Source organism: Actinomadura sp. NPDC000600, assembly GCF_040492135.1.
GTDB lineage: Bacteria > Actinomycetota > Actinomycetes > Streptosporangiales > Streptosporangiaceae > Spirillospora.
In genome coordinates this window covers 315,026-326,964 of record NZ_JBEUPD010000007.1, presented here as the reverse complement: position 1 = coordinate 326,964, position 11,939 = coordinate 315,026, and the positions used below count along the sequence as shown (strand labels likewise).

12 protein-coding genes are annotated in these 11,939 nt (G+C 74.2%); 5 read left to right on the top strand and 7 right to left on the bottom strand.

Annotation, left to right across the window (positions count from 1 at the left end):
- A partial coding sequence (locus ABWI07_RS13930) for a serine/threonine-protein kinase (RefSeq protein WP_353818754.1) occupies window positions 1-914 on the bottom strand: 914 nt, incomplete at its 3' end.
- Between the two features lie 297 nt (window positions 915-1,211).
- On the opposite strand from ABWI07_RS13930, the gene ABWI07_RS13925 reads away from it, so the two are divergent.
- The 3 genes from ABWI07_RS13925 (at window position 1,212) to ABWI07_RS13915 (ending at window position 4,761) form a co-directional block, all read left to right on the top strand.
- Window positions 1,212-2,075 carry a HalD/BesD family halogenase gene (locus ABWI07_RS13925; RefSeq protein WP_353818753.1) on the top strand — a complete coding sequence of 288 codons (864 nt, stop codon included), beginning with the start codon at window positions 1,212-1,214 and terminating at the stop codon, window positions 2,073-2,075.
- Between the two features lie 13 nt (window positions 2,076-2,088).
- Window positions 2,089-2,898, top strand: coding sequence for a class I SAM-dependent methyltransferase (locus ABWI07_RS13920; RefSeq protein WP_353818752.1), 810 nt, complete (start codon window positions 2,089-2,091; stop codon window positions 2,896-2,898).
- Between the two features lie 69 nt (window positions 2,899-2,967).
- Entirely contained in the window at window positions 2,968-4,761 is a 1,794-nt protein-coding gene (locus tag ABWI07_RS13915; protein ID WP_353818751.1) for a choline/carnitine O-acyltransferase, read from the top strand.
- Here ABWI07_RS13915 and ABWI07_RS13910 read toward each other — a convergent pair whose 3' ends face one another.
- From ABWI07_RS13910 to ABWI07_RS13890, 5 genes are all read right to left on the bottom strand, one after another.
- Window positions 4,762-5,337, bottom strand: coding sequence for an antibiotic biosynthesis monooxygenase (locus tag ABWI07_RS13910; protein ID WP_353818750.1), 576 nt, complete (start codon window positions 5,335-5,337; stop codon window positions 4,762-4,764). It lies immediately after the preceding gene.
- A gap of 62 nt (window positions 5,338-5,399) precedes the next feature.
- Window positions 5,400-6,605, bottom strand: a complete 1,206-nt coding sequence (locus tag ABWI07_RS13905; RefSeq protein WP_353818749.1) for an ABC transporter permease — start codon at window positions 6,603-6,605, stop codon at window positions 5,400-5,402.
- Window positions 6,602-7,312 (bottom strand): ABC transporter ATP-binding protein, encoded by a 711-nt coding sequence (locus ABWI07_RS13900; RefSeq protein ID WP_353818748.1) that lies wholly within the window; start codon window positions 7,310-7,312, stop codon window positions 6,602-6,604. The genes ABWI07_RS13905 and ABWI07_RS13900 overlap by 4 nt, the downstream gene beginning before the upstream one ends.
- Window positions 7,309-8,436: a peptidoglycan-binding protein gene (locus ABWI07_RS13895; RefSeq protein WP_353818747.1), complete on the bottom strand. Its 1,128-nt coding sequence runs from the start codon at window positions 8,434-8,436 to the stop codon at window positions 7,309-7,311. The genes ABWI07_RS13900 and ABWI07_RS13895 overlap by 4 nt, the downstream gene beginning before the upstream one ends.
- A complete protein-coding gene (locus ABWI07_RS13890; protein WP_353818746.1) occupies window positions 8,436-8,951 on the bottom strand; it encodes a hypothetical protein in 516 nt (171 codons plus the stop codon). The genes ABWI07_RS13895 and ABWI07_RS13890 overlap by 1 nt, the downstream gene beginning before the upstream one ends.
- Before the next feature lie 148 nt (window positions 8,952-9,099).
- Between ABWI07_RS13890 and ABWI07_RS13885 the strand changes: the two genes are divergently transcribed.
- Window positions 9,100-9,756, top strand: coding sequence for a response regulator transcription factor (locus tag ABWI07_RS13885; protein ID WP_353818745.1), 657 nt, complete (start codon window positions 9,100-9,102; stop codon window positions 9,754-9,756).
- A complete protein-coding gene (locus ABWI07_RS13880; RefSeq protein ID WP_353818744.1) occupies window positions 9,753-11,054 on the top strand; it encodes a sensor histidine kinase in 1,302 nt (433 codons plus the stop codon). Before ABWI07_RS13885 ends, ABWI07_RS13880 begins: the two co-directional genes overlap by 4 nt.
- Before the next feature lie 13 nt (window positions 11,055-11,067).
- On the opposite strand, the gene ABWI07_RS13875 is transcribed toward ABWI07_RS13880, so the two are convergent.
- Complete coding sequence (locus ABWI07_RS13875; RefSeq protein WP_353818743.1) at window positions 11,068-11,922, bottom strand: helix-turn-helix domain-containing protein; 855 nt, start codon at window positions 11,920-11,922, stop codon at window positions 11,068-11,070.
- Between the last annotated feature and the right edge of the window lie 17 nt (window positions 11,923-11,939).

Below are 11,939 nucleotides of genomic sequence, written 5' to 3'. Positions count from 1 at the left end.
CCCGCCGCTCCCGCGGCGGACGCTCCGGCCGCGGCGGACGCCCCGGGCGCGACGGCGAGGGCGCCGAGCGGGAACAGCGCGGCCAGGGCGACCGCGGCGGCGGCCAGGGCCCGGACGCCCCGCTGCTCCCAGTCGCCCCCGTAGGCGGCGACGGCGACGCTCTCCAGCCACGTCACGAACTCCGCAGCGCCCGGCGGCCGCTCCCCCGGGTTCTTGGCCATCCCGTGCAGGACGAGCGGGCGCAGCGGCTCGGGCATGTCCCGCACGTCGACCTGCTCGGTGAGGTGCTTGTTCATCAGGGCCGCGCGCTCGGCCGCCGTGAAGGGGCGCCGCCCGGTGACGCACTCCACGAACACGCACGTCGCGGAGTACACGTCGGTGGCGGGGGTGGCGGGATCCCCCCGCCACTGCTCGGGCGCCATGTACACCGGCGTCCCCGCGAGCGACCCGCCGCCGGACAGGACGGCGATGCCGAAGTCCACCAGCTTGCTCAGGCCGTCGGGCCGCACCACGACGTTCGCCGGCTTGTAGTCGCGGTGCACGACCCCGACGGCGTGCGCCGCCGCGAGCCCGAGCAGCGAGCCCTTCAGCACGAGCAGCGCCGCCTCCGGGGCCAGTGCCCCGTGCTCGCGCAGCACCTCCTTCAGGGACGCGCCGTTCACCGCCTCCATCACGATCGCCGCGCCGTGCTCGCCCTCCACGAACTGGTAGAGGCGCGCGACGTAGGGGCTCGTCAGGCGGCCGAGCATCTGCGCCTCGGCCCGGAGCCCGGCGATCGCGGCGGCGTCCCCGCCGGCCAGGTACTTGATCGCCACCGGGGTGCCGGACTCGGCGTGGCGGGCGAGGACGACCCGCCCCTGCGCCCCGCGCCCGAGTTCACGTTCCTCGGTGAACCCCGTCAGCCGCCAGTCCATTCGCCGCTCCCGCCGCTCTTCTGATCATGTCTCACATGACGGTGACGCCACCGCGTGAGGAAAGGTTCGCGGAAAGTCCGCACGGGCGCCACGGCCGGCGCCGGGCCGCGCCGGGACCCCGGTGAGATGGGACACACCGCCCGCGAAGCGGCCCCGCGCCCGGGAACGGTCCAAGGCACAGGTCACGGGCCGGGCTTGTCATTCGGTGACAAAGTGCGAGGAAAATGCGCGGCCATGAATCCGCGGAAGGAGTGTGCTAGAACCCGTTGGGGTTTCGCCGACCGCGAAAGGATCTACATGGGCGCAGCGGAGGCACTCGCAGAGGTCGTCGACACGGAGCGCTATCCGCTGGCCGCACCGGGCGGCGCCGGATGGGACGCCCTCGTCTCCCGCACCAGGGACGAGCTGGCGAAAACGGGCTGCTGCGTGCTGCCCGACTTCATTCGCCCCGCATTGCGGGACGCGCTGCGCGCGGAATGCGCGGCGATCGCCCCGCACGCGCATTACGACGTCGAAACGGTGAACGCCTACAACATCGACGTGAGCACGCCATTGCCGGATGACCATCCGGGGCGCATCACCGTCGAGCGGGGCAACGCGTTCGTCGCCCGCGACCGCATCCCCGCCGGCTCCGTCGTCCACCGGCTCTACGCGAGCGGCCTCTTCCAGCGGTTCGTCGCGGGCTGCTTCGGGCTGCCGCGGGTGCACGAACTGGCCGACCCGCTGTCGGGGCTGGTCCTCAACGTCGTCAACCCGGGGATGGAGCACCCCTGGCACTTCGACACCAACGAGTTCACGGTCAGCATGCTGACGCAGGAGCCCGAGGACGGGGGCGTCTTCGAGTACTGCCCCAACATCAGGTCGGCGGCGGCGGAGAACTTCGGGGACGTGCGCCGCGTGCTGACCGGGCACGGCGGCGACCTCGTCCGCCGCCTCACGCTCCGCCCCGGCGACCTGCAGCTGTTCAAGGGACGGTACTCGCTGCACCGGGTCGCCGAGGTCCGGGGGGACACGGCGCGGCACACGGCGATCTTCGCCTACAGCGAGCGCCCGGGGGTCATCGGCAGCGTCGCGCGCACGAGGCAGCTCTTCGGCCGCGTCCTGCCCGAGCACCGGGCGGCGGAGGGGCGCGCCGTCCGGGTCGACCGGCTGCTGGACTAGGAGGCACCCGCCCGTGCGCACGGACACCACAGGGAAGATCTCGCTCGACCACATCTACACCAGCCCCGATCCCCGCGCCTACTTCGGCACGCTGCGCGGGCTCGACTACGCCATCCCCGACCTGGCCGAACCGCACTTCCAGCGGCTCATCGCCGAGTACCGGGAGGCGCGCGGCGTCCCGGTCCCCACCGTCCTCGACATCGGCTGCTCCTACGGCATCAACGCGGCCCTGCTGAAGTACGGCGTCACGATGGGCGAGCTGTACGAGCGCTACGGCGGCCCCGACGCCGCCGGGCTCACCCGCGCCGCGCTGCTGGCCCGGGACCGGGAGCTGGTCCGCTCCCGCGAGACGGCGGACCGGCCGCGCTTCCTCGGGCTGGACGCCTCCGAGAACGCCCTCTCCTACGCCCTCGAAGCGGGCTTCCTCGACGGCGCCGTCCACGCGGACCTGGAGAGCGGCGACCCGACCGCCGAGCAGCGCGCCCAGCTCGCCGGGACGGACCTGGTCATCTCGACGGGCTGCCTCGGATACGTCACCGAGCGCACCGTCTCCCGGGTCGTCGAGGCGCACGAGGGGCGCAAGCCGTGGATGGCGCATTTCATCCTGCGGATGTTCCCGTTCGACCCGATCGCCGAGACCCTCGACGCCGCCGGGTACACGACCGTCCGCCACGACGGCCTCTTCCGGCAGCGGCGGTTCGCGACGCCGCAGGAGCAGTCGCTCGTCCTGGACCGCCTCGCCCGGGCCGGGGTCGACCCGAGCGGCCTGGAGGCCGGCGGCTGGTTCTACGCGCAGCTCTACGTCTCCCGCCCACGCGACTGACCGCACCACATGACCGACCCCGTGCAGTGACCACCCCGGGCACTGACCGACCATGGAACAAGAGGACCGATGAACGCCGGCGAAGAACTCTCGTCCCGCACCTTCGGCAATGAGGAGCGCCTGCCGCGGGTGCCGCTGCCCGCGCTCGACGCGACCTGCGAGCGGTTCCTGGAGTGGTGCGGGCCGCTGCTGACCGCGGACGAGCTGGCCCGGACGGAGTCGGCGCTGGCCTCGTTCGCCCGCCCGGACGGCCCGGGCCGCGCGCTGCACGCGGCGCTGGAGCGCTACGACGCGCAGGAGGGCGTGCACAGCTGGCTGGACACGTTCTGGCCCTACCGCTACCTCGGCCGCCGCGACCGGATCGCGCTGAACGCCAACTTCTTCTTCCTGTTCAAGGAGTCGCCGGAGGGGCAGGCCGAGCGCGCGGCCGGGCTGATCGCCGGGGCGCTGGACTACAAGCTGCGGCTCGACCGCGAGGAGATCCCGCCGGTCGTGCAGCGCGGCCGGCCGCTGTCGATGGCGCAGAACCGGTTCCTGTTCTCCACGACGCGCATCCCGGGCGCCGAGCAGGACACCGTCCGCGCGCCGTACAGCGACGAGTGGCCCGGCCCGTCCGACGCCCGCCACATCGTGGTGTTCTTCCGCGGGAACATCGTCCGGATGGACGTGCTGGGGCCGGACGGCGCCCCCCACACGCTGGACGAGCTGCGGGCGGGCCTCGCCGCCGTCATGAAGGCGGAGGCCGCGCCGGAGCCGTCCGCCGGGCACCTCACCACCAAGGCCCGCGCCGAGTGGGCGGCGAGCCGCGAGGCGCTGCTCGCCCTCGGCAACGCCGAGGCGCTCGACGACGTCGAGACGGCGCTGTTCTGCGTGTGCCTGGAGGACTTCACCCCCGAGAACGACCTCGACGCCTGCGACCACCTGCTCCACGGCGACAGCGCGAACCGCTGGTTCGACAAGGCCGTCTCCTTCGTCGTGTTCGCCGACGGCACCGCCGGCATCAACGTCGAGCACTGCGGCCTGGACGGCACCACGATCCTCAGCTTCGTCGACGCGTTGCTGGGCGAGGCCCCGGAGAAGCTGTCGCAGCGGTCGGGCGCGCGGGCGCAGGGCCTGCCGGTCACGGAGACGATCGAGTTCGCCCTGGACGACGCCCTGCGGGCCGACATCCGCGACGCCGCGGCGGCGTTCGCCGACTACGGGGCGGCGACGGCCACGACGACCGTCTCGTTCGAGGACTTCGGCGCCGACGACGTCAAGAAGCTGAAGATGTCCCCGGACGCCTTCGTCCAGATGGCCTACCAGCTCGCCCACAAGCGCGCGAAGGGCCGCGTCGGCGCCACCTACGAGTCGATCGCCACCCGCCAGTACCGGCACGGCCGCACCGAGGCGATGCGCGTCGTCACCCCCGAGGTGGTCCGCTTCGTCGAGGTCATGGACGACCCGTCGGCCACGCCCGCGCTCCGCCTGGAGGCGTTCCGCGCCGCCGCCGACGCCCACGTCCGCCGGGCGAAGGAGTGCCAGTCGGGGCAGGCGCCCGAGCAGCACCTCTGGGAGCTCCAGCTCATCCAGAAGCGGCGCGGCGCCGAGCTCGGCGTCACCGAACCGCTCCCGCTGTTCGACTCCCCCGGCTGGCTCGTGATGCGGGACGACTACCTGAGCACCAGCTCCGCGCCCTCGGTGAACATCCGGTACTTCGGGTTCGGCTCGACCAGCGAGCAGTGCATCGGCGTCGCCTACGTCCTGCTCCCGGACCGCTTCAACCTCTACCTGAGCACCCCGCGGCAGGTCGCGGACGCGATGCGGGAGTTCGCCGACCGGCTCCGCGAGGCCGTCCGGGAGCTGCGGGACCTGCTCGCCTGATCACCGGCCGGGCTTGGCCGGCCGGTGGGTCCGCCCGACCGGGTAGAGCCAGCGCCGGAACGCCCGGCTGAGCACGGGCATGACGAACAGGGTGAGCACCGGGATCACCAGGAGGGGGAACGTCAGCGCCCGCACCGGCAGCGGCCAGGCCTCCGTCAGCGGCGTGACGAAGGCCTGGAGCAGCAGGGCGATCGGGTACACCGCGCAGAACGTCACCACGATCATCTTGAGCTTGGAGGGCGGCGGGACGGACTCGCCGGGCAGGCTGAACCAGGTCTCCATCCCGGTGGTGTCCTGGCGGTGCTCCTCGGCGATCCCGCGGACCCGCCCGATCCAGTCCGCGCGCTCGTCCGAGGCCAGCCAGCGGTCGAGCCGCTCCTGGTCGGCGAAGTTCACCACGGTGTAGTACCGGTGCCGCGACCCCTCCGCGCGCAGCCAGGTCGCGCCCCGGTGCCCGGGGAACCGGGTCGCGACCTCGTGGAGCCCCTCCGCCCACTCCTCGAAGTCGCGCTCCCGGCCGGGCTTGACGTCCCAGGTGAACACGCTCGTGACGGGCTCGGTGTCGGTTGCGGCCATGTCCCCTGTCTCACCCGTCCTGTCCGTTCCATTCGCCTGTGCACGGATCAGGTGTGTACGGATCAGGTGGTGGCGAGGGCCTCGGTGGGGCTGAGGCGGGACGCCCTGATTGCCGGGTACAGGCCGGCGACCGCGCCGATGAGCAGGGTCGCGGCGACGCCGCCCAGCACCGCCCACGCGGGGATGACCACCGGCCACCCCTGGTAGACGGCGTAGACGGCGGTGACGGACGCCCCGACGACCGCGCCGCCGAGGCCGCCGAGCGCCGACAGCAGCAGCGACTCGGCGAGGAACTGCGTGCGGATCTGGCCCCGGGTCGCGCCGAGGGAGCGGCGCAGCCCGATCTCCGACCGCCGCTCCAGCACCGAGATGACCATGGTGTTGGCCACCCCCACCCCGCCGACGAGCAGCGCGACCGCGCCGAGGCCGAGCAGCAGCCCGGTGAACGCCTCGCCCGCCGCCTTCTTGGCCGCCAGCGCGTCCGACGGCCGCGACACCTCCACCTCGTTCGGCGCCTCGGGGTTCGCGGTCGCGCCGAGCACGTCCCGGACGTCCTCGACGCTCGCCTCCGCCGACCGGGTGTAGATGGTCGTCGGGTGCCCGTCGAAGCCGAGCCGGGCCTGCGCCGCGTCCCAGCCGACCAGCGCGGCGCTGTCCAGCTCCGGGGCCAGCGCCGCCGGCTCCAGGATGCCGATCACGGTGAACCAGCGGCCGCCGATGAGCACCTGGACGTCCGGGGCCGCGTGCCCGATCCCGAGCCGCCGCGCGGCGGTCGACCCGAGGACGGTCGCGGGGAAGCGGCCGGTCGCGGCGTTCAGCCAGACGCCGCTGCGCAGCCTCGCCCCCGTCGCGGCGCGCAGGTCGGTGCGGGCCGCGTAGGCCGCGATCCCGCCCGTCTCGGTCTTGGGGATCTTGCCCGTCCGGTAGACCTTCGCGCCGTCCACCAGGCCGGTCGCCGACACCTCCCGGACGGGGGCGATCCGGGCCACCATGGCCTCCGACTCCAGGGGCAGCTCGGCCTTGTCGCCGGTCAGGGTGCTGCCGGGCGAGACGGTCAGCAGGTTGGTCCCGAGCGCGGCGAGGGCGCGGTCGAGGTCGGCGCGCGAGGAGGAGGACACCCCGACGACCGCGACCATCGCGGCGATCCCGATCGCGATGCCGAGCGCGGACAGGAACGCCCGCAGCGGCCGGGTCCGCAGGCCGACCGCGCCGACCCTGAGCACGTCGCCCGGCCACATCCGGGCCGGCTGGAGCGTCCCGGCCGTCATCGCTCCGCCCCCGTGAGACGAGCGGCCTCGGGGACCGTCCCGTCCGCCGCCGAGTCCTCCACCACGAGGCCGTCGCGCATCCGGACGCGGCGGGGCAGGCCCGCCGCGATCTCCCGGTCGTGCGTGATGATCACGACGGTGGTGCCGGCGGCGTGCAGCTCGCGCAGCAGCGCCATCACGCCCTCGCCGGACGCCGAGTCGAGCGCGCCGGTCGGCTCGTCGGCGAGCAGCAGCGCGGGCTCCCCGGCGACCGCCCGCGCGATCGCGACGCGCTGCCGCTCGCCGCCGGACAGCTCGTGCGGCTCGTGCTCCAGCCGGTGGCCGAGCCCGACCCGCTCCAGCGCCGCAGCCGCCCGCCGCCGCCGCGCCGCCGGGCGCAGCCCGGAGTACAGCAGGCCGTCCGCGACGTTGTCGATCGCCCGGGTCCCGGCCGCCAGGTGGAAGTGCTGGAAGACGAACCCGATGCGGCTCGCGCGCAGCGCAGACAGCTTCGCGTCCGGGAGCCGCCCCACGTCGTGGCCGTCGATGCTGATCTCGCCGGAGGTGGGGCGGTCCAGGGTGCCGAGCATGTTCAGCATGGTCGTCTTCCCCGAGCCGGAGGGGCCGACGATCGCGACCAGCTCGCCCGCGCCGACGTGCAGCGACACCCCGGCGAGGGCGTGCACGCCGCCCGGGTACGACTTCACCACGTCCCGCAGCCTGATCATTTCGGCACCCCCACCAGCGTGCCCTCGCTGATCCCCTGCCCGGAGACCTCGACCTTCCCGTCGGCGAACATGCCGGTCTCCACCGGGACGTACGACGACGCGGAGCCCTTGACGACCTCCACACCGAAGCCGCCCTCCCGCAGCGCGACCAGCGCGGACACCGGCACCGTCAGGACGTTCTCGCGCTGCCCGGCGGTGAACTCGACGTCGGCCGAGGCGAGCGCGAAGCGGGCCGCGGCCTTCTTCGCCTTGGCGGAGGAGAGCCAGATCGTGACCTCCACCTTCGTCGTCGGGTCCTCCCCCTGCTCGCCCGGCTCGATCACCGTGGTGACCTCGTCGATCTTCGCCGCGACCGGCGGGCCCTCCGGCAGCGTCACCTCGACGCGGGCGCCCTTCTTCGCGAGCCGCTGGTCGGCGGTGTCCAGCTCGACCGTGACGGCCTGGGTGGTCCCGGTGTAGTCGAGGACCTTCTTGCCCGGGGCGGCGGGCTCGCCCGGATGCGCCGCGACGGCCTCGACGCGGACCGGCCCGTCCGCGAACGCGACCCGTCCGACGTCGACGATCCCGGTCTCCGCCACGCCGATGTCGTCCTGCCACTCCCGGACGGCCTCGGCGGTGTCGGAGGTGTACTCGTCGTCCACGGTGAAGCCGTCGTAGCCGAGCGCGCTGAGGTTCTTCTCGAACCGCTCCACGTCGGAGCCCTCGGTCCCGATCCGCAGCGGCCGGTAGGACGGCTTGGACCCGTACATCAGCACGACCGGGTCGCCGTCGACCTCGTAGAGCCGGTGCCCCCGGGTGATCTGGCCGCCGCTGTCGGGCAGCCAGGTGATCGTGCCCCTGGTCTGGCTCGTCGCGGTCATGGTCGGGCCGTAGCCGAGCCGCCCGTCCTCGGTCTGGGTGTCGCTCAGCGTCTGCCTGGCCACCTTCGCCGTGCCGGGCGGGAGGTCCGCGGCCCGCTCGGCGCCCCCGTCCCCGCCGGCGCGCAACACCGCCACGGTGGCGACGCCGCCCGCCGCGACCACGGCGGCGACGGCCAGGGCGATCCTCCAGCGCGGACGCCGCCGGCGGCGGACGCGGCGCTCCTCCTGCTCCGCCGGCGCGCGTTCCGCGGTGGTCTCCCCCATCACTTCCTGCCGCCCTGCAGGACCTTCTCGCACGCCTGCTGCGCGGTCTCCAGGTCGGGGTCGTCGCCGACCGTCTTCTTGTCGATCCGGATGCCGGGCTGGTTCGGGTCGGGGTCCGGGAAGTTCTCCACGCCGTTCTTGCGCATGCACGCGGCGAACTCGCGGGCCGCCTCCTGCATCTTCGGGTCGGGCGCGCCGGTGCGGTTCTCCATGGGGCTGTACTGCCGGCACGCCTCCATGGCCTTGTCCACGACGGCCTTGTTGCCCTTGACCTTGACCCGCGCCCCCTCGCCGGGCTTCGGGTCCTCCATGTCGACGCCGTGCTCGCGCATGCACTGGGCGAACTTGACGCCGCGCTCCTCCGGGCTGAGCTGCTCGCCGCCGCCCTGCTTCGCGCCGCCCTGGCTCGCGCCGCCGTTGGCCGAGGCCACGGTGCCGCCCTTGTCGTCCGAGCCGCACCCGGTCAGCGCCAGCGCCAGCGCGAGCGGCAGCGCGGCCAGAATCCGCAGTCCCATGTCTCCTCCTCCGCGGCCGGAGCGGTTCCGGCCGACGAGGAGCGATGCAACCCGGCGGCGCGTTTCTCCCGCGTTTCCACGCCGGAAAAGCGATCACTAACGGAAACGAAACACGGCCTCCGGCACCATCGGCTCCGGAGGAGGCCTCATGAGAGTGCTGGTGGCAGAGGACGAGCGGCTCCTGGCCGACGCGATCGCCGAATGGCTGCGGGACGACGCGCACGCCGTCGACCTCGCCTACGACGGCGCGGCGGCCCTGGAGCGCGTCACCGTCAACGACTACGACGTGGTCGTCCTGGACCGCGACCTGCCCCTCGTCCACGGCGACGAGGTGTGCGGCGAGATCGTCCGGGGCGGGACCGCGGCGCGGGTGCTGATGCTCACCGCCGCCGCGGAGATCACCGACCGCGTCGACGGGCTCGGCCTCGGCGCCGACGACTACCTGACCAAGCCGTTCGCGTTCCCCGAGCTCGCCGCCCGCGTCCACGCGCTCGGCCGCCGCTGCCGCCCGGCCGCGCCGCCGCGGCTGCACCGCGCGGGCATCACGCTCGACCCGGCGCGCCGCGAGGTGTTCCGGGACGGGCGCTACGTGCCCCTCGCGCGCAAGGAGTTCGCCGTCCTCGCCGAGCTGCTGCGCGCCGAGGGAGCCGTCGTGTCCGCCGAGCAGCTCCTGGAGAAGGCGTGGGACGAGCACGCCGACCCGTTCACCGGCGCCGTCCGCCTGACCGTCCTCAAGCTGCGCCGCAAGCTCGCCGACCCGCCCGTCGTCGAGACCGTCAAGGGAGCGGGGTACCGGATCCCATGAGGCTGTCGCTGCGCGCCCGGCTCACCATCACCTACGGCGGCCTGTTCCTGGTCGCGGGCGTGGTGCTGCTCGGCGCGACCTACGCCCTGTTCGACCAGCAGCTCTCGCGGTCCGGCACGAAGGTGCTCGCGACGCGGCTGAACCCCGGCCCCGGCGGCGTGCCCCCGGCCGGGACCACGCAGGCGATCACGGAGCCGAGGACGCCGTCCGAGGCCCGGGTGATGGCCGACGCCGACGACTGGATGCGCAAGCAGCGCGACGAGCTGCACGACGCCGCCGTCACCTCGCTGGTCACCCAGGGCTCGATCGCGCTGCTCGTCGTCGGCGGCGCCGCGGCGGGCTTCGGCTGGCTCATCGCGGGCCAGGTCCTGTCCCCGCTGCACCGCGTCACCGAGACCGCCCGCCGCATCGCCGGCTCCCCCGCCGCCGACCGCGGCCTGCACGAGCGCATCGACCTGCGGGGCCCCCGCGACGAGGTGAAGGAGCTCGCCGACACCTTCGACACGATGGTCGAACGCCTCGACCGGTCCTTCGACGGCCAGCGCCGCTTCGTCGCCAACGCCTCCCACGAGCTGCGCACGCCGCTCACCCTCGGCCGCGCGCTGGTCGAGGTGGCGATGCACCGCGAGTCGGCGTCCCCGGACGTCCGGCAGCTCGGCGAGACCCTCCTGCAGATCAACTCGCGGCACGAGCGCCTCATCACCGGCCTGCTGCTGCTCGCCCGCTCGGAGAACGAGATCACCAGCCGGGCGCCGGTCGACCTGGCCGACGTCGTCGCCCACGTCGGCGCCCAGACGGCCCTCGAAGCGGACGGCGCCGGCATCACCGTCGAGACCGAGACCTCCGAGGCCATGACGGCGGGCGACGCGCTCCTGCTCGAACGCGTCGTGCAGAACCTGCTGGAGAACGGACTGCGCCACAACACCGAGTCGGGCTGGGTCTCGGTGTCCTGCCGGACGGAGGACGGCCGCGCCGTCCTGGAGGTCGCCAACTCCGGCCCGGCCGTCCCGCGCTACGAGATCCCCGCCCTCTTCGAGCCCTTCCGCCGCCTCGACAACGACCGCATCGTCACCGCCAAGGGCGCGGGGCTCGGGCTGTCGATCGTCCAGTCCATCGTTCGGGCCCACAACGGGACCGTGACCGCCGCGCCCCGGCCGGGCGGCGGCCTCACCGTCACCGTCGCCCTGCCGTCCGCGGACCCGGAGGACGGCGACGTCCTGCCGGGCGCGCCCGCCCAAGCGCCGCGCGACCTCCCGGCGGGGCGCGGCGGCCGCGCGAGATCCGCCGTGCGCTCCTAGCCGCTCGCCCCCGTCACCGGGGCGCGCCGTTGCCGGACATCCCGCGGGCGCCGAGGCTGCGCAGCTCGCGCGGGCTGACGCCGAAGCGCTGCCGGAACGCGTGGCTGAGCGCGCTGGCCGAGGAGAACCCGGTGGCGTGCGCGAGGTCGGTGATGGTGACGTGCCGGTCGTGGGGGTTGCGCAGCCGGTCGCGGACCAGCCGGAGCCGCTCCTCGCGGATCAGCTCGCGGGGCGTGGTCCCGGCGCGCTGCAGCGCGAGCTGCACCTGCCGCAGCGACCAGCCGAGGTCCTGCGCCATCGCGGCGCCGGTGAGCCCGGGATCGGTGGCGTGCTCGCGGACGTAGCGGCGCACCACCGCCTCCACCTCGGCGAGGTGGCCGGGCGCGGGCGGGCGCTCCTCGCCCGCGAGCATGAGGCACAGCAGCTCGGTGATCCGCTCGCACGCGGCGTCGAACTGCCGCACGGTGAGGGTGCGGCGCTCCTCGCCGACGGCCCGCACCATGTCGGCGACGACGCGGCCGAGCCCGGCGGACAGGTCCAGGCCGGTCACCGGGCGGGGCGGGGCGCTCACCCGGCCGTCCATCTCGCGGGCCGGGATCGTCATGACCAGCGCGCGGGCCGGCCGCGGCTGGACGACCCGGAACGGCGCCGCGGGCGCGATGAGGCCGCCGGTGCCGGGGCGAAGGCGCGCCTCGCGGCCGTCCTGCACCATGAGCATCTCGCCGTGCAGCGGGAGCAGGAACCGGTACCCGCGGTCGCGGCGCGCCTGCCCCGGGGTGCGGACGTAGTCGGAGCGGTCCGACAGGTACAGGACGAGCCGGAACCCGGCGCCGTTCTGCCTGGCCGGCCCGCCGAGCACGTCGTCCACCGCAGGCCCCTCCACCC